At 37.9% G+C, this 21,518-nt stretch carries 13 protein-coding genes and 1 pseudogene; 8 read left to right on the top strand and 6 right to left on the bottom strand.

The window, feature by feature from the left end; genetic code table 11:
* The 4 genes from F6K18_RS22275 to F6K18_RS22260 all read right to left on the bottom strand — a co-directional run.
* The coding region (locus F6K18_RS22275; protein WP_287524163.1) for an FkbM family methyltransferase at positions 1–4,802 on the bottom strand (4,802 nt) is incomplete at its 3' end.
* 52 nt (positions 4,803–4,854) lie between these two features.
* On the bottom strand, positions 4,855–5,259 hold the full coding sequence (locus F6K18_RS22270) for a tetratricopeptide repeat protein (RefSeq protein WP_287524161.1): 405 nt from the start codon (positions 5,257–5,259) through the stop codon (positions 4,855–4,857).
* On the bottom strand, positions 5,259–5,480 hold the full coding sequence (locus F6K18_RS22265; RefSeq protein ID WP_287524159.1) for a hypothetical protein: 222 nt from the start codon (positions 5,478–5,480) through the stop codon (positions 5,259–5,261). Before F6K18_RS22265 ends, F6K18_RS22270 begins: the two co-directional genes overlap by 1 nt.
* A gap of 168 nt (positions 5,481–5,648) precedes the next feature.
* Positions 5,649–10,355: a glutamate synthase-related protein gene (locus tag F6K18_RS22260; protein WP_287524157.1), complete on the bottom strand. Its 4,707-nt coding sequence runs from the start codon at positions 10,353–10,355 to the stop codon at positions 5,649–5,651.
* A gap of 1,191 nt (positions 10,356–11,546) precedes the next feature.
* Between F6K18_RS22260 and F6K18_RS22255 the strand changes: the two genes are divergently transcribed.
* The 8 genes from F6K18_RS22255 (at position 11,547) to F6K18_RS22220 (ending at position 19,105) form a co-directional block, all read left to right on the top strand.
* Positions 11,547–11,960, top strand: coding sequence for a phosphomannose isomerase type II C-terminal cupin domain (locus tag F6K18_RS22255; protein ID WP_124146106.1), 414 nt, complete (start codon positions 11,547–11,549; stop codon positions 11,958–11,960).
* 31 nt (positions 11,961–11,991) lie between these two features.
* Positions 11,992–12,315, top strand: a complete 324-nt coding sequence (locus F6K18_RS22250; RefSeq protein ID WP_124146105.1) for an iron-sulfur cluster assembly accessory protein — start codon at positions 11,992–11,994, stop codon at positions 12,313–12,315.
* Between the two features lie 568 nt (positions 12,316–12,883).
* Complete coding sequence (gene rpsL / locus F6K18_RS22245) at positions 12,884–13,258, top strand: 30S ribosomal protein S12 (protein WP_124146104.1); 375 nt, start codon at positions 12,884–12,886, stop codon at positions 13,256–13,258.
* Positions 13,259–13,382: 124 nt separating this feature from the next.
* Entirely contained in the window at positions 13,383–13,853 is a 471-nt protein-coding gene (gene rpsG / locus F6K18_RS22240; RefSeq protein ID WP_124146103.1) for a 30S ribosomal protein S7, read from the top strand.
* An 80-nt stretch (positions 13,854–13,933) separates the two neighbouring features.
* Positions 13,934–16,009 carry an elongation factor G gene (gene fusA, locus F6K18_RS22235; RefSeq protein WP_124155034.1) on the top strand — a complete coding sequence of 692 codons (2,076 nt, stop codon included), beginning with the start codon at positions 13,934–13,936 and terminating at the stop codon, positions 16,007–16,009.
* A 254-nt stretch (positions 16,010–16,263) separates the two neighbouring features.
* Entirely contained in the window at positions 16,264–17,493 is a 1,230-nt protein-coding gene (gene tuf, locus F6K18_RS22230) for an elongation factor Tu (RefSeq protein ID WP_124155033.1), read from the top strand.
* A 273-nt stretch (positions 17,494–17,766) separates the two neighbouring features.
* Complete coding sequence (gene rpsJ, locus F6K18_RS22225; protein WP_202219847.1) at positions 17,767–18,075, top strand: 30S ribosomal protein S10; 309 nt, start codon at positions 17,767–17,769, stop codon at positions 18,073–18,075.
* A 391-nt stretch (positions 18,076–18,466) separates the two neighbouring features.
* On the top strand, positions 18,467–19,105 hold the full coding sequence (locus F6K18_RS22220; RefSeq protein WP_287524152.1) for an LON peptidase substrate-binding domain-containing protein: 639 nt from the start codon (positions 18,467–18,469) through the stop codon (positions 19,103–19,105).
* A gap of 484 nt (positions 19,106–19,589) precedes the next feature.
* On the opposite strand, the pseudogene F6K18_RS22215 reads toward F6K18_RS22220, so the two are convergent.
* Together F6K18_RS22215 and F6K18_RS22210 are read right to left on the bottom strand one after the other, a co-directional pair.
* Positions 19,590–20,141 (bottom strand): annotated as a pseudogene (locus F6K18_RS22215) (DUF1997 domain-containing protein).
* A gap of 465 nt (positions 20,142–20,606) precedes the next feature.
* Positions 20,607–21,197: a DUF1997 domain-containing protein gene (locus F6K18_RS22210; protein WP_287524149.1), complete on the bottom strand. Its 591-nt coding sequence runs from the start codon at positions 21,195–21,197 to the stop codon at positions 20,607–20,609.
* Positions 21,198–21,518: the final 321 nt, after the last annotated feature.

Raw genomic sequence — 21,518 nt, 5'->3', positions numbered from 1 at the left:
GCTGACCACTGTATTTGACTCAACTCCTCAACTAAAACAATTTCTGGTCCCTCATCTACCTCTAATTCTGACTCCATTAACAAATTCATCGCCACACTAGATAAAATTAAATCTGCATCCTCAGCAGCAATATTACTGTTATCTATTAATAGAGTCATCTTAGCTTTCTCTGGATGAGTCACCAGACTTTTGATTACCTCTTGTAATTCTAATCCCACCGTTTCTTCCGGTTGTAACCAGTCTGGGAAAATAATTAAATTAATATCTCGTAAAAACTCAAGCAAATAATCTACTCGACCCAGGGGTTTTTCAGAGTAAAAATAAATTGATTCATGTTCCCTCTCTTTCAAATCATATACGGAGTCAAAACTTCTTGTTCTTACATTCTTAAAACCTATGCTCTCCAAAATTAACTTCAAATTTTCTGTATCAAACAGAATCTTGTGATGACCGCCCATGTAAGCGATATAATTAAGATAATCAATGGGCGAGTAGTAATTGTAACCTGGTTTAAATTTACAATAGAACTCTGAATCAAATTTATCTGGTTCCAAGTACCCTCTAATATAAATTTCCGCATTTGGTACACATATCAAACAATTACCACCAGGCATTAATACTCTGTAAATTTCTTGTAGTAACCCCATCAATTCATAATAATAAAAATGCTCTAGTACATGAGATGAGTAAACATTTGGAATACTATCATCTGGAAAAGGCAAAGGATATTTTAAGTCATGGTTTAGATCGCATGGATAACCATAATAGTCAAGTGTAATCCAATTTACTGGTCTTTTTTGATTCCCAGAACCTAGTTCTAGGATATTTTTTTCTTTCCTGGATATAGCTTCTAAAATTGCTTTTACCTTTGTAGTATTTTTAGCTATAACAGGATTTCTAAACAAATGTTCAGGTAGTATTAGATTTGATGTAGGTTTGGTTAGCCACTTCTCTGAATTTAATGTTTTTAAACTGTCTAGTTCAATTAATTTTATTGTGTCTGCTTTGACTTGAGTGAGCGCCTCCTCATTCTCATGTTCCAATTTAATTCGACCTTGCAACTGAGGAATTAAAGCTGACCATTGTATTTGACTCAACTCCCCAACTAAAACAATTTCCGGTCCCTCATCTACCTCTAATTCTGACTCCATTAACAAATTCATTGCCACACTAGATAAAATTAAATCTGCATCTTCAGCAGAAATATTACTGTTATCTATTAATAAAGTCATCTTAGCTTTGTCTTTATGAGTTACCAGACTTTTAATTACTTCTTGCAATTCTAATCCCACCGTCTCTTCCGATTGCGACCAATCTGGGAAAATAATTAAATTAATCTCCCTGAGATTTAAACGTTGTAAACTTGCTTTCATTAAAGCAGCACTCATAATATCAGCCATTTTACCCCAAGAAAACTGCTTCACTTGTTCTAAACCAGCAACAATTAGAGAATTACGAACTTTTGACTTTTGTACTTCACACAGCGCATCCGTTAAACCATCAACATCATTAGCATCAATATATATAGCAGCTTCCCCTGCAACTTCAGGAATAGAAGAATTAGCACAAGTAATCACCGGACAACCACAAGCTAATGCTTCAGCAACTGGCATCCCAAAACCTTCGTATAAAGAAGGATAAACTAAAGCAACTGCACCAGAATAAGCAATTTTCAATTCCTCATCGCTGAGTATCAGTGAATGTAGGACACTACCAGCAGCATATTCCCTATATTCGTTAGCAAAGTTTAAACCACTACCCGTGCAGACTATTTCAAATCCTTGTTTACTGTAGAGTTGGGCAAAAGCTCGGAAAAATAAAATCGCATTTTTATAGTTACTACCAGCACCCACCAAAAGAAAATAGGGTTTACTAATACCGTACTTATATTTAAACCCATTTATTTCTGTTGTTGTAGCAGGAGTAAAATTGGGAGCAACACCACAATGAGCTACACTAACTTCATCTGGTGTAATATCTGGGAAAAACTTAACTAAATCCCTAGCGGTGTTTTCTGATATGGAGATGTAAGAAAAAGCGTGAGAAATAGCATAATGTTTTTCCCTCCACATCGCTTTGTTTAAGTCAGTTTCCAATGCTTCAGGAATCATATCATAAGCCATAAATACCGAAGGTGTAGATATGGGAGTCGTGTAGTAAGTTGAGATAAATAAATCTGCTCCCTCTTCGTCACAGACTTTCTGGAGCATTTGCTTGTCAGCGTCAGTATTGTTGTAGTTATAAGCTGGAATTTGACGATACCGAATGCCAGGAATTTTAGGTGAAGTGTTGACGCGATCTAGTACAATTATATGCTGAGCAAATTCTGTTTTTGCCCATTCTCCCAATACAGAGCGCCACACGCGAGCAATACCTGTACGAGAAAGTTGGAAAAATATACCGTCAATAATAATGGTAGGCGATCGCTTTTCTAACTTTACTGGTTTTTGTAAATATGCCGCTTCCAAAAATTTCCAACTGCCCGCAGTTACATTTTTTTGCACCAGTGGCACTATACCCAAGGTCTTAGGACGATCAACCATAGTGTTATCCTTCACCCAGGCAAAATAATCCCGCAGGTAAACTGGGAATTTAGTTTGTGACTGTAGACTTTGCCATTGACTTACGGCATTCTTATAACCATAGTATTGCTGTTTAAAGCTTAGTTGTTCTGGGGTAACGTAGGCAAAGTGCTGAAAAATCAAACCTTCTTTTTCGGTTTCTGCGTGCATAAAAGGATTAATAGCAGCAATATTTTTTTGTTTACCATCTGGTAAATTTTCCACTAATATTGGTGGTGAATGACTTGCCCAAACATACCCTGGTTTAAACCGCCAAGTTCGCAACCACTCTCGTTGAGGATTTTGTGCGTAGCAGTTACGAGTTCTAATTAGCAAATTTTCTCCCACAAAATACCAACACCAATAAAACGCTGCCGTTTTATCAGGATTCTTGATAAATAGTTTGCGAGTATCACAAATTTGCTCTAAAGTCCATATTTCGTCAACATCTACCTGCCACAGCAAACATTCTTCTTTAATATTTGGCAAAGGTGCGTTAACCATTTCCCGTTTGCCATCCCAAAATTCCCCTTCTGGTTTGCGGTAAATAGTGACATTCTCTGGATACTTAGCTGCGAGTTCGTCTAGGTATTCTGATGTACCGTCTTTACTGCGACCATTTTTATGAATTTCATCAGTTATTTTTCCGCCTCGTCTTAAGCACCAGCTAGTATCATGGTTTAACTCAGCCACTCCTTCAATAATATGCCAATGCCACTTAAAAGGAAGTCCCTTAAATAATATATCAATGTGGTAGCGGATAAATGGTTGGCCGTTTAGAACAATTGTAAAGAAGTGAATAGGTAAATCTAAATCTTGACTTGCTATTTTTTGCTCATTTCTCTTAAAAATAGAATATCCATGACGCAAAAATAAATTTTTAGACACTAGGTCATAATTAGGATCTGCAAGTAATCTCCGATGATTCTTATAGTTTTTAAAAGTATCAATATCATCAAGCATGATGTATTTTGCACCATAGACTTGATCGAGTTCCAAACTACCAGTAAATTGAGAACCATCTATTAATACTACGTCAAAAACATCAACATTATTTTCTTGCTTTATTTTGTCAATTCCATTATCAATTAATCCTGTCTCTCTGAGATATTTGTTTCCCTCATTAAACCACCCTAAAACAGTTTCAAGAGGGTAATTATTCAACCCAGTTTTGTAGTTTTGATAAAAATCAATTACTTCTTGTTCTTTTGGTATATCCTTAATATCAACCGAGGAGACATTATAGGGTTTCACAAAAGATTGATGTTGATAACGCTTCTCTAGTTCCTTGAACCGAGTTTGAGAAACTTCTATGCAAAATAAAGTAGGATTATTGGGATTAGCACTCATACCTTTGACTAAAGATTTAGTGCTACCTTCTCCTGATGATGAACCTATTTCTAAAACAGTTTTAATATCTCCTTCTCTAGTAATCTTTTCAATTACCATAGAAAATTCATCATTTTCTATTTCCGGAGGAATTATTCGATCTAGTACAGATTTTGATCCGCTAACCATTGTTTTTGATTCCCTAATAAAAGCAACATAATTTTCATAAAATTCTTCTGAATCAGTAACCACATCTCCAATTGAACCATCAACATTTATACCGTGACATTCATAACCATTTTCTGCTAAAATATTGAAAGTATCTTTGGCTCTACTGTTGATACCTTCTAGCATTTTTTGCGATATCTCAAACTGAATTAAATTAATAGAGCCACCTTTTAAGAGATTAGCTGCTCCCTGAAATACATAGCTTTCTGCTCCCTCAACATCCACTTTCAAATAATCTATTCTTTTAACTTTATACTCTTGACAAAAATTATCTAGTGTTATTGCTTCTACCCTTTCACTCTTAACAATTGGCACATACTGTGTCGGATTTTTTGGATCTTCCATTTTAGGTTTACCAATGCTATTCCATGATGAATATTCGTCAGGAAATTCATTAAACTCTAATAGCTTATTTTCTGAAAATATTGCTTTTTGAAATGCCAAAATATTAGTACATTGACATTCTTTTAGTCTAGCAAGTAACTTTTTAAACGTGCTAGAAGTAGGCTCAAATGAATATACTTTTCCAGTTGCACCAACAAGGTGACTAAATAAAATCGAATAGTCACCAATGTTAGCACCTATATCAAAAACCGTCATTCCTTCTTTGACAGTTTTTTGTACTAGCATTTGTTCTTTTCTTTCATAAAATGAAGCTAAAATATTTTGTAAATACTGATTCATCTTTAATAATAATATTTAATTACAAAATTCTGAAGCTTGAGAAACACTATAGTTAATTATTCTCTTTAACCTCCAACCTCACCTGCTCCAAAACCACTTTATAATCCTCTCTGTCTGGATAGAAATTCACCAATTTTTCCAGAGGAGCGATCGCCCTTTCTTTATCCCCCATCTCCAACCGCACTTTAACCAAACCCTCCAAAGCAGTAACATTTTCAGGTTCCCGCTCCAATACTTTTTCATATCCTTTTTCCAGTTTCTGCAACCTCTCCTCTACCGACACAACTTCCACCGTTTCTACTTGTTGAGACTCTTGAAAAGCAGTTTTAAACATATTCGCCATCCCAAACAAGGCCGTACCACCAAAAGATACAACCCCAACTAGGGACATTATCTTTTTCAATGTCTTACTTCGCTGCTGACGAGCTTCCATATATTCTTTCTCTGTTCCTTGCATTAGCTACTTTTATCCCAATACCTACTTTCTCCAGTCTTCCCAATTTGAGCCAAAAAGCGATCGTATAGTAATTCCCATACTGGTGAGGTACAAAATTCTGGGCAACAGGCAACAGGCAACAGGCAACAGGCAACAGGGAAGAAAGATAAAAGTACTTCGGCCTGAGAAACGCTATATAAGTGATGCAGACTATTATTGCTCTTCCCTGGATTTCCGTCCATTGTCCCACAAAAGTCCATTTGATCAAAATCACTGGGTCATATCAAATCCGTTGGCTACGGTTCCCGAGAAATCGGAGTAATATAATTCCGTCGATCATTATACAATTTGTAGGGGCGTTAGCGCAGCTTTGCGTTAGCAAATGGCCATTCGCCCCTAAAATATTTTTCCTAAACCTTCACAGCAACCTTCTCCTCCGCATCAACACTTGCTTGTGGTGTACTCGCTTCAGAAGGAGGAACAACTTGATAAAACTTCGGCAAATACTCAGACCAACTCGCCAAAATAATCTTCGCCTTCTCACTTCCAGTCCGATCAACGTGCAATGAAATCAAATCCTGCAACTGCGCCTCACCTTCTGGCGTACAAACACGCTGAATAGAAACAATTTCATTATTCACCCTAGCTGGAAAATCACCATCCTCATCCAAGAAATAAGCAATTCCCCCAGTCATACCAGCGCCGACATTCCGACCTGTCTTACCCAAACAAACAATCACACCACCAGTCATATATTCACAAGCATGGTCGCCAGCACCTTCAATAACTGCCTTACCCATAGAATTCCGCACAGCAAAACGTTCCCCTGCTTGACCATTTGCAAACAAAATTCCACCAGTAGCACCATACAAACAAGTATTGCCAATAATTACATTTGTTGCCGGGTCGTAACCAGTTTTCGCAGGTGGCTTAATAATAATCTCTCCACCGTGCATTCCCTTACCAACATAATCATTCGCTTCACCTCGTAACGTCAAAGTCATTCCTGGCAAATTAAAAGCACCAAAACTCTGACCTGCACTACCATTAAACATCAGATTAATCTGCCCTTCAAAACCAGTATTACCATAACGACCAGCGATCGCTCCCGCCAACCTTGCTCCCACAGTACGGTCAGTATTAACAATCTTTATTGTCTTAGAAACACTACCCTGGTTACGAATTGCCGTTTCAATTTCCCGATCACCCAACAGTACATCATCTAAAACAAGACCGTTGCTATGAACTGTTTCATGGTTTAACCAATCGCGGTTAGTGCGAGTATCTGGCAACTTGAGCAAACAATCTAAATTCAAACTTTCTGTTTTAGTTAACTGCACACCTTTCCCCTCCGGGGAAGTAGCTGATATCTCCCGTGCTTTCAGCAAGTCTGCACGACCTAATATTTCACGGAGGGAACGATAACCCAACCTTGCCAAAATAGTTCGTACTTCCTCAGCAATAAACCAGAAGAAATTAACCACATTTTCTGGCACCCCAGTAAATTTCTTACGCAACTTTTCCTGCTGAGTTGCCACACCAACCGGACAACTATTAGTATGACAAATCCTGGCCATAATACAACCTTCAGCAATCATCGCAATGGAACCAAAGCCAAATTCTTCAGCACCCATTAAAGCTGCCATAATTACATCCCAACCTGTTTTGAGACCACCATCTACCCGGAGAGTAACGCGACCGCGCAATTGATTTTCCATCAATACCCGATGTACTTCAGTCAAACCTAATTCCCAGGGACTACCAGCGTGTTTAATCGAACTCAGAGGAGAAGCACCAGTACCACCATCGTGACCAGATATCTGAATCACATCAGCATTTGCTTTAGCTACACCAGCAGCAATAGTACCGATACCAATTTCTGCTACCAACTTCACAGAAACACCAGCATTAGGATTAATTTGGTGGAGGTCAAAAATTAACTGTGCCAAATCCTCAATAGAATAAATGTCATGGTGAGGAGGGGGTGAAATCAATGTAACTCCTGGTTTAGAACGACGGAGTGTGGCAATGTAGTTACTTACCTTTTTACCAGGTAACTGACCGCCTTCACCTGGTTTTGCACCCTGAGCAACTTTAATTTCTATCTGTTTGGCATTCATCAGATATTCTGGAGTCACACCAAACCGACCAGAAGCAACCTGTTTAATAGCAGAGGAAGCGGTGTCACCATTTCGTAATCCCTTGAGATGGGGTAACAAAGTAGACAAACCTTGACCATTCACATCGTCTAAGATTTTAAACCTTGTCGGATCTTCGCCACCTTCACCAGAATTAGACTTGCCTCCTATCCGGTTCATAGCGATCGCCAAAGTTTCATGTGCTTCCCGTGACAACGAACCGAGAGACATTCCCCCAGTACAGAAACGTTTCATTATTTCTGCTGCGGGTTCGACTTCCTCTAGAGGTATAGAAGGGGAATAGCTATTAAAATCCAACAAATCCCGCAAAGCTGTTACTGGTCGCTCTTGCAAAGATTTCTTGTAAACTTCGTAGTGGTCATACTCTGTTGTTTCTGGGTGTTTCCCATTGCCGTTGCCATTAGCATTACTAAAAGTAGCCACCGCTTTATGGAGTGCTTTCGCCATTTCGGGACTGTTCATGTGATATTCCCCACTAGGGCGATATTGCACAAACCCGTAATTTTCTAGCTTTTTAATATTCAGTTCTGGGAATGCTCGACTGTGGAAAGAAATCACCTCTTGTGCTAACTCTGCCACCGTTAAACCACCTATTCGAGAAGTAGTTCCCCGGAAACCTAATTCTAATAAATCTCCACCAATACCAATAGCTTCAAAAATCTGCGCTCCGTGGTAAGAAGACAACAAAGAAATTCCCATTTTAGACAGAATTTTCAATAATCCTGCTTCTATTGCTTTGCAATAATGTTTCTGAGCTTCTTCGATGGTGATTTTGTTAATTTTACCTCGTTCCATTTGGTTTTGAACTGTGGAAGTTGACCACCAAGCACGGACAGACTCTAATGCTAAATAAGGATGAACTGCACTTGCTCCATAACCAATTAAACAAGCGAAATGATGGGTACTCCAACACTGAGCTGTTTTTACTACTAAAGATGTTTTCATCCGCAACTGTTCTTTGATCAAGTGATGATGAACTGCACCTACAGCTAACAGAGGCGGAATGTAAGTAAGTTCTGCATTTATACCACCATCACATTTGTCAGATAAAATAATAATTTCCTTACCATTCCGAACTGCTGTTGCTGCCCGTTGGCACAAATTATTGACTGCACTTTGCAACCCTCCTGGTCCATCAGCTACGGCAAATAGAGTAGAAAGAGTTTCTGTGGCAAATTCTGAGTTGTAACGAATTTCTTGTAGTTCTTCATCGTTTAATACGGGTGATTCTACTTTTAATAACCGTGCATTTTCGGGAGTAGTTTCTAATAAGTTGCCACGGTTGCCAAGGAGCATATTGAGTGACATTACCATTCCTTCCCGGAGCGGATCAATGGGGGGGTTTGTCACTTGAGCAAACCTTTGTTTAAAATAGTCGTATAGCAAATGAGGGCGTTGGGAAAGCACTGCTAGGGGAATGTCATCACCCATGCAAAATGTTGGTTCTTTGCCCAAATTTGCCATACTGCTAATCACCATATCTAGGTCTTCTAAACTATAGCCATAAGCTGTTTGTAGTTGCAGTAGCGTTTGTGCTTCTAGTTTGGTTTTGGTTCTAAAAGGTTGCTTTGTTATCTGCTTTCTTTGCTTTAACCATTCTCCGTAGGGGTGTTGGGAACTAATACGTTTTTTAATCTCCCAATTTTTCAGAATTTCATTAGTCGCTAAATCTACAGCAATCATTTGTCCGGGCCCGAGGCGACCTTTTTCGACTATTTCTGCCTCCGGTATTTCTACAACTCCTGCTTCAGATGCCACAATTATTAGATCGTTATTTGTAATACAATAACGTGCTGGTCGCAAACCATTCCGGTCTAGAGCTGCTCCTACCTGTTTGCCATCACTAAACACCAATAATGCCGGACCATCCCAAGCTTCCTGCAAACCACTGTAATATTCATAAAAATCAACAATTTCTGGATAATCTACTAGATCCGGCTGATTCCTGTATGCTTCCGGCACCATAATCATCAATGTTTCCATTGGGGAACGTCCGGAACGTACAATTAATTCCATGACGTTGTCTAGATTTGCCGAATCACTACTGTCAGAATTTACAAAGGGTGTTAATTCATTTAATCGCGCTCCCCAAGTCGATGAACTTAGACTAGACTCCCTAGCTCTCATCCAGTTAATATTTCCCAACAGAGTGTTAATTTCTCCATTGTGACCAAGCAAACGCATCGGTTGAGCGAGAGGCCATCGAGGCATTGTATTGGTGCTGAAGCGTCGGTGGTAAACTGCAAAGGCGCTCTCGTAGGCAGGGTTTTGTAGGTCTGTGTAAAATTCTCCCAGAACAGCAGATCGCACCATTCCTTTATATACAATAGTGCGACTGGAGAAAGAACAAATATAAGCATCTATTCCCCAAATAAAACCCTCTGCTTCTAGAGCACAACCAATATTACGACGTATTAAGTAGAGTGATCGTTCTAAATCATCTCCTTGCAATGTTTCTGAAACTACAATGAGCTGTTCAATCTGTGGTTGATTTGCCCGTGCTTGTGGTCCTAATACTTCTGGTCTGACTGGTACAACTCTCCAACCAACTACTTTTAAACCTTCTTTAGTAATTACTTTTTCAATTATTTGACGTGCCTGTGCTGCCTTCTCTTCTGTTTGGGGTAAAAATATCATTGCCACCCCACAACGTTCAGGATCTAACTCCAAATTTTCAGATAATAATTTCCACGGAATTTGACTCATTAAACCTGCTCCATCTCCTGAGTCTTGGTCAGCACTACACCCACCACGATGTTCTAAGCAAGTTAGAGCAGGTAAAGCTTTCATCATAATTTCATGACTCTTTTTTCCTGATGGATGAGCAATGAAACCTACTCCACAAGCATCTCGTTCTTCTACTAGCCATCTTTGGCCGCTATAAGTTTCTTTGTTTACTTTGAGATTTATGGGCGCAGAGATTTGTTTATGTTGGGAATCGTTACTGATTTGATTCATGTTTAACTTACTCATAATATTGTAAACTTTAAGTAAGGGTTTCACCCTTGATATAGAAGTGTTCATCTCATCCTATTGCTACTTGCTTGGGATACATACACTACAAAACAAGTCGCATAATTGAGTGAAATTTTAATATTGTTTGAAGGTTGATATAATACTTGGTATAGTATTTCGTTTTTTCCTCATTTTCTTTACAAAGATATAAGATTTTACAAAAATAGCTCGCTATATTATCAACCACGAAAACCTACAAAACCCATGTTTTTGCTATTTTATCAACTATCTTAACTATTGCTTGAAAATAATTATGATACAAAAAATACTCTAAGTTATACTCAACTTATGTATGATGAAACACGCAGCTCACGCTAATTTCTTGTTTGTCGATTAAGTTAAATTTTATAGTGCGATCTTTCCCAATTATGTTTTAACCTAATATCAATATGAGCTTGAATCTTGCTTTCATCCTGATCGCTTATAGCTCATCATTTAGTTAGAATTGTTTTAATTATTATAGTCCAGTGTTTATTAGATCGAGTAGGCTTATATATTTTTTAACTTTTTCACCCTGATAATATTTAGACTTTAGATAAAAAATATTTACTTATGGACATGCCTCTAAAATTAGGCCTTACTTTGATCATGGTGGCCTTATACATACTCACAGTATAATTTTTCAGGATCGAGTTAATTATGATACTGGAGTCAATAGTATACATAGTGTATAAAGCTCGAAAATATCTATGACTTTTAAATAGCTTAAAAAATCTGAAGCAGAATGAAGCAAAACTTAGTTATGAGGACTATAGGTACTAGACCTCTTTAAAAATTAATCTCAAACCCTTGGCATACCTGGGCAAAAACTAAGTTTTCACCAGATGTCTACTATAAATAGTTTTTGATTTTCTCTAACTCTATATATCTATCTAGATATATGAAGATTTGATAGAGATATTCAAAAAGCTTGAATATGGGGTGACAGTAATAGGGGTAATTTTGCTATGGTTGATATGGTATCCAATTTGACTCGACCCCTAAGCTATTTGTATTTAGTCTGAACCTCTAAAAATACTAGGTGAGAGAATTGTTTGTATACCAGATTTTAGAGATATAGTCTCTAATAATCTCTGAGTTCAGGAGATTACACATAACCATAAGTATTTTATTTTTTTTGGAGATCGTCAAAAAATGGTACAACAAGTTAAAGAAGTAGCCCAAACTCCTAAATTGTCTATACCTTCTTCCTTAAAAGGAATGGCTACCACCGAACGTCCTTGGGGATCGTTCACAGTTTTAGAAGATGGACTTGGATACAAAATCAAGCGAATAGAAGTCAAACCAGGGCATAGACTTAGTCTACAAATGCACCACCATCGTAGCGAGCATTGGATTGTTGTTTCAGGAACTGCTAAGGTTGTCTGTGGAGACAAAGAAGAAATTCTGCAAAACAATCAATCTACCTATGTACCTCAATGTACTTCTCATCGCTTAGAAAATCCAGGAGTTATTCCTTTAGTATTGATTGAAGTACAAAATGGAGAGTACCTTGGAGAGGATGATATTGTTCGTTTTCAAGATGATTATGCCCGAACAAAGTCCTAATTTTAACTGGTAAGCAAAAAAAAATTTGTGAATGATTAACTTGAGCGAAGCAGCAGTCCAAGAAATTATTCGTCTTAGGTCTAAACATCAAAACCAAAATTCCTTATTTCGTTTGAAGTTTAAATCTGGTGGCTGCTGTAGTTTCTATTACATAATGGAGTTTGACGAACAGTTGGCCAGTAACGACCGAGTTTATGACTGTGGGAAAGTTAAAGTCGTAGTTGACTCTCAACAACTAAACTATCTGAATGGATTAACCTTGGACTATTCTGAGGACCTTATGGGTGGAGGCTTCCGATTTAACAACCCTAATGCTAAAGCTACCTGTGGTTGTGGAAATTCCTTTTCGATTTGATGTTGACAAAAACGTATTACTAACCTATAATAAAAGATTGTTTGTAAAGTTTTTTAGAATAAGTAGGGACAAAGCAAAAAATTAATGTTTTGATAATTTCCCTAAACTTCCTGAAAAATAGGCCGTTGCACCAAAGGTTCCTATGGCGCAACGGTAATTTATTCCTAATAGTTAAAGAGGCTAATTTATAAAGTGGATATTTTTTAAAGGTCAAAGTAATTTACCAAAATATACTTCTTCTTTAACTATTTATCAGCATTTTCCGTACCGGAATGCTCTGCAAACAGCACTTAGCTTTCAGCACGCTAAAAGCTTGGGTTTAAATCTCCGACTTCTTCTGAGCTTGTCGTTTAATTTTAGGAGGGGTCGCGTATCACCTTTGCACAAAGCTGACTGCTAAACGCTGATTAGCTGTTTGCGGATAATTCCGGACTGAAACGCTTTTTACATAAATAATTATTAGGAAAAAAATTGGGAACAAATTTTCTAAGTAAGCTCGCCCAAAAGTATTATATTTTGTAGCGAGGGGATTAAGAAGAATTACAAGAAAAACTGTTACTAATAACTCATGCCAACAATCCAACAACTAATTCGTTCAGCTCGTCAAGAAACTCAGAAGAAAACTAAATCTCCGGCTCTTAAAAGTTGCCCTCAACGTCGTGGAGTATGCACAAGAGTATACACCACTACACCAAAAAAGCCTAACTCAGCTCTCCGTAAGGTGGCTAGGGTACGTCTAACTTCGGGTTTTGAAGTAACTGCCTATATCCCTGGTATTGGTCATAACTTACAAGAGCACTCTGTAGTTATGATTAGAGGTGGTAGGGTTAAAGACCTGCCTGGTGTGAGATATCACATTATTCGTGGCACATTAGATACCGCAGGAGTTAAAGATCGTAAACAAAGTCGTTCTAAGTATGGGGCGAAAAAGCCTAAAGCTTAAGTTAGTAGGTAGAATGCAAAATTCAAGAAAACATTAGGTAAAATTAGTATGTAATAGATATTGAATTTTGTATTTATTAGTCAAATATAAATTATTTAAAGTTTAGTTTATTGGTTGTGATAATATGTCTCGTCGTAGAGTTGTTCAAAGATGTCCTGTTCCTCCAGATGCACAGTACAATAGTCGATTAGTAAGTATGATGGTACGACGTATAATGCGTCACGGTAAAAAATCTTTAGCCTTTAATATCGTCTACGATGCGTTTAAAACTATTGAAGAAAGGACAGATTCAGATCCTTTAGAACTATTTGAAAAAGCAGTCCGGAATGTGACTCCTTTAGTAGAAGTTAAAGCCCGTCGTGTGGGTGGTGCAACATACCAAGTGCCAATGGAAGTCCGCTCAGATCGTGGAACTAGCCTAGCTCTGCGTTGGTTGGTGCAATATTCTAGGTCTAGAGGAGGAAAAACAATGGCCATGAAATTAGCCAATGAGTTAATGGATGCAGCTAACGAAACAGGTAGTGCAGTTCGTAAGCGAGAAGAAACTCACAGAATGGCAGAAGCAAATAAGGCTTTTGCTCACTATCGTTATTAAGAATAATATAACCACTTATGCCTAAAATATAGAATTTTAATCAAGCGTAAAAATCTGAAGCATAGATAAAGGAGGTAACTGTGGGACGTAGTATGCCACTTGAGCGCGTGCGAAATATTGGTATCGCAGCTCATATAGATGCTGGTAAGACAACAACAACAGAAAGAATCCTATTTTATTCCGGTATAGTACATAAAATGGGGGAAGTTCACGATGGGACCGCAGTTACCGACTGGATGGCTCAAGAGCGAGAACGTGGAATTACTATTACTGCGGCTGCTATTAGCACTAAGTGGTTAGACCATCAAATTAATATTATTGATACTCCAGGACACGTAGACTTCACAATAGAAGTAGAACGTTCTATGAGGGTTCTGGATGGAATAATAGCTGTATTCTGCTCAGTAGGAGGAGTACAGCCTCAATCAGAAACTGTCTGGCGTCAAGCTGACCGTTACGAAGTGCCTCGTATGGCCTTTGTCAATAAGATGGACAGGACAGGGGCTAACTTCTTCAAGGTATACGAGCAAATTCGCGGTCGCCTCCGAGCTAATGCAGTTCCAGTCCAAATTCCTATCGGTAGTGAAAATGAATTTAGGGGAATTGTAGATTTGGTGGGGATGAAAGCTTTTATCTACACCAATGACCTCGGAACAGATATTCAAAAAACGGAAATTCCAGCAGAAGTAGAAGAATTAGCACAGGAATATCGCCTGAAGCTAGTTGAGTCAGTAGCAGAAACAGATGATGCTCTGACAGAAAAGTACCTTGAAGGAGAGGAGTTTACAGAAGAAGAAATTCGTAAAGCTCTACGTCAAGCCACTATTAAAGGTACAGTCGTACCAATGTTATGTGGTTCAGCTTTCAAAAATAAAGGTGTTCAACTTCTACTCGATGCGGTAGTAGATTATTTACCCGCTCCAACAGAAGTCCCATCAATTGAAGGAACATTGCCAAATGGCGATCTAGATACAAGACCTTCAGATGATGAAACACCTCTAGCAGCTCTGGCATTCAAAATTATGTCAGACCCTTATGGTCGTCTCACCTTTTTACGGGTATATTCTGGAGTCCTTTCTAAAGGTAGTTATATCCTCAACTCTACTAAAGATAAGAAAGAAAGAATTTCTCGTCTAATTGTTCTAAAAGCTGATGAAAAAATAGATGTAGATGAACTGCGGGCAGGAGATTTGGGGGCAGTTGTAGGTATGAAACATACCTTGACAGGTGATACTGTTTGTGATAAGGATAATCCAATTATTCTAGAGTCTCTCTATGTTCCTGAGCCGGTTATATCTGTGGCCGTGGAACCCAAAACTAAACAAGATATGGAGAAACTATCTCAGGCACTTCAGGCTCTTTCAGACGAAGACCCTACATTCCGAGTGAGTATTAATCCAGAAACTAACCAAACAGTAATTGCTGGGATGGGTGAGCTTCACTTGGAAATCTTGGTAGACCGGATGCTGCGGGAATATAAGGTGGAAGCTAATGTAGGTCAACCACAGGTGGCTTACCGAGAGACTATTCGCCAACAGGTTGAGGCTGAAGGTAAATTTATCCGTCAAAGTGGTGGTAAAGGTCAGTACGGCCATGTGGTCATAGAACTGGAACCAGGAGAGCTAGGTAGTGGTTTTGAGTTTGTCTCCAAGATTGTTGGAGGGACAGTACCTAAAGAATTTATTAGTCCAGCAGAACAAGGAATGAAAGAGGCTTGTGAAGCAGGGGTTTTGGCTGGTTATCCATTAATAGATGTTAAGGCTACTCTGGTAGATGGATCTTACCATGATGTGGATTCTTCGGAAATGGCTTTTAAAATTGCTGGCTCTATGGCAATTAAGGAAGGTGTTACTAAAGCTTCACCTGTGTTATTAGAGCCAAAGATGAAGATTGAGATAGAAGTACCTGAAGAATATATTGGTAATATTATCGGAGACCTTAACTCTAGAAGAGGACAAATAGAGGGGCAAGGAGTAGAATCAAGTATGGCTAAAGTAACAGCAAAAGTTCCTTTAGCAGAAATGTTTGGTTATGCTACTGACATGAGGTCAAAAACTCAAGGTCGTGGTATCTTTTCAATGGAATTTAGTCACTATGAGGAAGTGCCTCGTAATGTGGCAGAGACTATCATTGCTAAGACCAAAGGATATGTCTAGCAATTCTGGAATTTATTTAGTTCTTAGATTAAAGTTTTAGTTTTGGATTGAATAATGTGAAAATAAAAGAACTGACTGCTAAATGAAAACTGACAATTGACTAAAAAAAATAGGCGATTGAAAGAAACGGCCAACAAAGATTAGTTAAACGGCTCGGCAGAGTTGTCAAAATTTATCTATTATGAATCAGTGCATCCGTTTCCTCATGCAAGGGAGGCGGAATTAACAACGGAAAAAAAAGGAACAAGTAATTAATGGCACGCGCAAAATTTGAAAGAAACAAACCTCACGTCAATATTGGAACTATTGGCCACGTTGACCATGGTAAGACAACCTTGACTGCGGCAATTACCATGAGTCTAGCAGCGCAAGGAAAAGCTAAGGCGAGGAATTATGCTGATATTGATGCAGCTCCAGAAGAGAAAGCACGGGGTATCACAATTAATACTGCTCATGTAGAGTACGAAACAGAAGGACGGCACTATGCTCATGTTGATTGTCCTGGACACGCTGACTATGTAAAAAATATGATTACAGGTGCAGCTCAAATGGACGGTGCAATTCTGGTAGTTTCTGCTGCTGATGGTCCAATGCCCCAGACTCGCGAGCATATTCTATTGGCGAAGCAGGTAGGGGTTCCTAATATAGTTGTTTTCCTCAACAAGCAAGATATGGTGGATGATGAGGAACTTTTGGAATTGGTGGAACTTGAAGTTCGGGAACTTTTAAGTGACTATGATTTTGATGGAGATAATATTCCGATCGCTGCTGGTTCTGCTTTACAGGCAGTAGAAGCACTAACAGCTAACCCCAGCATAGGAAAGGGTGAAAATGAGTGGGTAGATAAAATTCTCGCTCTGATGGATGAAGTTGATGGATATATTCCTACACCAGAACGCGATGTTGATAAGCCTTTCCTAATGGCGGTAGAGGACGTCTTCTCTATTACTGGTCGTGGTACTGTAGCTACAGGACGGATTGAGCGTGGTAAGGTTAAAGTCGGTGAAACTGTGGAATTGGTAGGTATCAAAGACACTCGTAATACCACAGTTACAGGTGTGGAAATGTTCCAGAAAATTCTGGACGAAGGAATGGCTGGTGATAATGTGGGATTACTACTACGTGGTATGCAGAAAGATGATATTCAACGTGGTATGGTATTGGCCCAACCAGGTTCTATCACTCCCCACAAAAAATTTGAATCTGAAGTTTATGTTCTCAAAAAGGAAGAAGGAGGTCGTCATACACCTTTCTTCCCTAACTATCGTCCTCAATTCTACATCCGGACAACAGATGTGACTGGTGCTATTGAGTCTTTTACTGCTGATGATGGTAGTGCGGCAGAAATGGTAATGCCTGGTGACCGGATTAAAATGACGGTTCAACTAATCAACCCAGTGGCAATTGAACAAGGTATGCGTTTTGCCATTCGTGAAGGTGGGAGAACTATTGGCGCTGGTGTTGTTTCTAAGATTATAGAGTAGGACAACTTCCTCAAAGATTAAGTGGCAGAAAAGTACATACATAACTTATTGATATTTGCTTTTCTGCTGCTTATTGATGAAGGTTAATTTTGATCAAAATAATAATTTTTTTGGAGGGTTACTTAAAATCTCCTTTACAAAAGCAACTTCTCACTTCAAAAAAAGGGGGTTGCTCAAAGTTCGAGTTGCAACAATAACTACTGACTACTGACTACTGACTACTGACTTCATTAAAATCTGAACCTAGAAAATTAAAGAAGATAAATGGCCACAATTCAACAGCAAAAAATTCGGATTCGCCTTAAGGCATTTGACCGTCGTTTACTTGATACATCTTGTGAAAAAATTGTAGATACAGCAAATAGAACGGGAGCTACAGCTATTGGGCCAATACCATTGCCCACAAAACGACGCATTTACTGTCTACTGCGATCGCCTCACGTTGATAAAGATTCACGAGAACACTTTGAAACTAGGACACACCGTAGAATTATTGATATTTATCAACCTTCATCAAAAACAATTGATGCGCTGATGAAACTTGATTTACCAGCAGGTGTAGATATTGAAGTGAAGTTATAGCAAAATTAGTCCATGGGTAGTTGCTAGTCTAGAATTATTGAATGTACCCATGGCCTAAAGTTATGGTTCTGACTTATATTAATGTACTTTGGTGAATAAGAATTCTGAGACACTACAATTTTTTGTGTTTGATGCTCAAAAATACAAATTTTTTACCAAAACTTCAAATTATCTTGATATTTATAGCAAGGAACGAGTTGGTGTTTGACATAGACTGCTGATGAACAGTAAGACAGAGAAATGCTTTTCCTACTGTTCCCTGTTCCCTGCTATATGTAAAAATTCCCAAAAATCAAAAATATTAAGCCTATAGATATCTAAAGAATAGAAAAATCAGCTAAAGTATAAGAAGTATTAAGAAGCAAAACTTTATTTTATTTAATGATGAAAGATGGCATCCTCTTCTGTAGCTGTTCGAGAACTTCCCCTATTTCCACTACCAGAAGTAGTATTATTTCCAGGTAGACCTCTACCACTACACATCTTTGAATTTCGCTATAGAATTATGATGAATACAGTTCTAGAAAGCGATAGTAGATTTGGTATTTTGATGTGGGATTCTACTCAAGGCCGAGTTGTGGCCACTGGATGTTGCGCTAAGATTGAGAACTACCAACGCTTACCTGACGATCGGATGAAGGTTTTGACAGTAGGTGAGCAGAGATTTAGAGTTTTAGACACAATTAGAGAGAAACCTTATCTAGTTGGTTTGGTTGAGTGGATAGAAGATGATTCTTCAGAAAATACTCTTGGAGAGTTATCAAATCAAGTTGAAGCTTTGCTAAAAGATGTAGTTCATCTTTCAGGTAAACTTATGGACCAGAGTATAGAATTACCAACTGATATTCCTAGTTTACCAAAAGAATTGTCATATTGGGTAGCTAGCAATCTTTATGGGGTAGCAACTGAACAGCAAGCTCTTTTGGAGATGCAAGATACTGCTACTAGATTGGAAAGAGAAGTAGAAATTCTCACATCTACTCGCAATCATCTTGCAGCTAGAACTGTTCTGAAAGATACTTTAAAATAAACTTTAGCAATGAATGATGTATAAATTCAAGGCTTTTGTTTAGAGAAAGTTATCTCCAGGTTGGTTGAATACCCGCGCTCTCCTTATCAGGTAGGGTCGGGATGTTTGCTTCCGCATCCCTAAGGAAAAACCAATTAATCTTGTGCTTTTAGCAATAGTGTGTTATTATAGGTAAGTATACAGGGCTAGCGGTTTCAGTATGTTGAGTAACCTTAAAACCGGAAAGAGGTAAAAGCCTTGGAAGTAGGTGTATTGTTAGTGTAGCTCCTCTGTCAAGAGGCAGCAGAAAGCCCTAATCAGCAATGGTTGAAATCTCGCGTTGTCGCAGGGGCGGAATGTCGGGATAATCTCAATAATAGAATATATAGCTCAATAATTGGTAGTGGGAATTAGGAAGCTACTTAATTGTACTTTCTGACTCACTTCCTAAATATTATTTTCCCATAAGCTTTGTCACAACCTCATCAAGTACTTTTTTAGAAAACTAAGCAGCTAGTAAACTCCTCTCTTCTGACTTTGCCCAGTTGCTATAGTCTAATAATAATTTATCCATCAATCCTTCCTTCATTTTGAGTAAGATACTACCTAATAAATTATTACCTGTAGATAGCAAAATTGATTTAGGTATTTTGTTGAAAGGAGGAGGTAAAAATATTTGTAAGGCTAACTCTACTTTTCCCTCTAGGATAGTTTTATTCTGAATTTGGGTAGGCTGCATTGTACCATTGAGATTCAATTGAAAATGTTAATTAATCATTTCAATTCCTTTAAGTTCACAACCAACAGACTTTAATTTGACTACTCCTTTAGAAGTTGTCAAAATTTTCATGTCGATAATTGGTTCAATTTTTAACATAAAGAATTTGAGAGGTTTCATTTTCAAACGATATGTATCCTTAGTTAATTTATCTATACAATTAGGGTCTGCTAGAACTTCTACAATACGTTGTGGTTGACTTAAATAAGTCTGAATACCTATAGACTGCTCTGGAACAGGTATATTGACAGATTGGGATGAAAAAAAATTATTATACATAGTAGCTAGTAGAAGTAAGTAATTTTTATTAAAACTATTAATTAGGGTTTGCTTATGGAAAGTCTTTTTGCTGGGACAGGAGACAGGAGACAGGAGACAGGAGACAGGAGGTAGGAGACAGGAGACAGGAGGTAGGAGTAAGAATTGTAAGAATGATTTTTCTGCCTAACTATTAGCCTAAAATACGCTCCTTTTTGGGGTCGAAAAGCTGAAACAGTTGCACTGCAATTCGACCCCAAAAAGGCACTTGTCTTCATAAGTAAATGCTTTTAGATTTAATCAGCAAGCCCTAATTACCTTATATTAGAGGATATTGAGTATTGTAACAATTTCCGTCTAGCTTGAGTGGAGAGAACTAAATACCGTTTCACGGAAGTCAAAAGTCAAAAGTTATTAATTAAGATTTTATAGAAGCTCAAAACTTTGATGTTACAGTAATTTATTTTTAAAGTGAATTGGTATAAATTAAACAGCCTGACTACCAGGAGATAAAACGGAACCTTGTTGACTATTTGTTAATATATTAGTCTCATCGCAAGCCCATTTTTGATAATCAGCTAATAGTTGATGGGTCAATCTTTGCTTAATTGTCATTAATACACTTTTCAGTAAACCATTACCAGTTGTTTCTAAAACTGGTAGAGGTGTTAACCATAATGGAGGGGGTAATTCTACCTTAACTTCTAAATCTGCATTGCCTTTGAGATGAGTAACTCCTTTAATTTGGTGGGTTTGGAGAATACCAACTAGATTGAGGCTAAAACGTTGATTAATATATTCTACGCCACGAATTTCACAACCTTTTGACTTTAAGTAAATTGTGCCATTAGGACTAGCCCAAATCTGTATATCTACAGTTGGTTGAATAGTTAACATCATAAAGTGTAGTGGACGCATTTTGAGGCGGAAGGTATCTTTGTCTAACTGCTCTAATCTTGTTGGATCTACTAAAGAATTGACTAGGCGCTTCGGTTGACGAAGATAGTGATTAATAGGAACTTTTTGCTCAACTACAGGAATATCTACTGATTGGGATGCGGTAAATCTAGTAATCATTAATTTGTATATTTATATTTGTATAAAAATCAATATTTTAATACCTAAATTTTATTAAATCTTCACATTTATTAATGTGACTTGGATCATACTGACGTCTTTACTCAAGTTTAGTCATTCACCAGTAGGGGATTTAGGTAAAATTGAGTAATTCTAGTAATCATAATGGTTGATGGATGAGAACTGGTTGAAGAAATATAACTTAATTTTACGAAGTGTTAATTTATTCAATTTTATAGAAATTGGGTTTAATCTAAAATCTAAAATAAAATCGAGATTCTATGACCGAAAAACTTTGGTCAATAATCTCCCCTTTTAAGG

The organism is Okeania sp. SIO2C2 (assembly GCF_010692625.1).
GTDB lineage: Bacteria > Cyanobacteriota > Cyanobacteriia > Cyanobacteriales > Microcoleaceae > Okeania > Okeania hirsuta.
The sequence above is the reverse complement of the archived record's forward strand: the minus strand, read 5'-3'. Positions and strand labels throughout refer to the sequence as shown.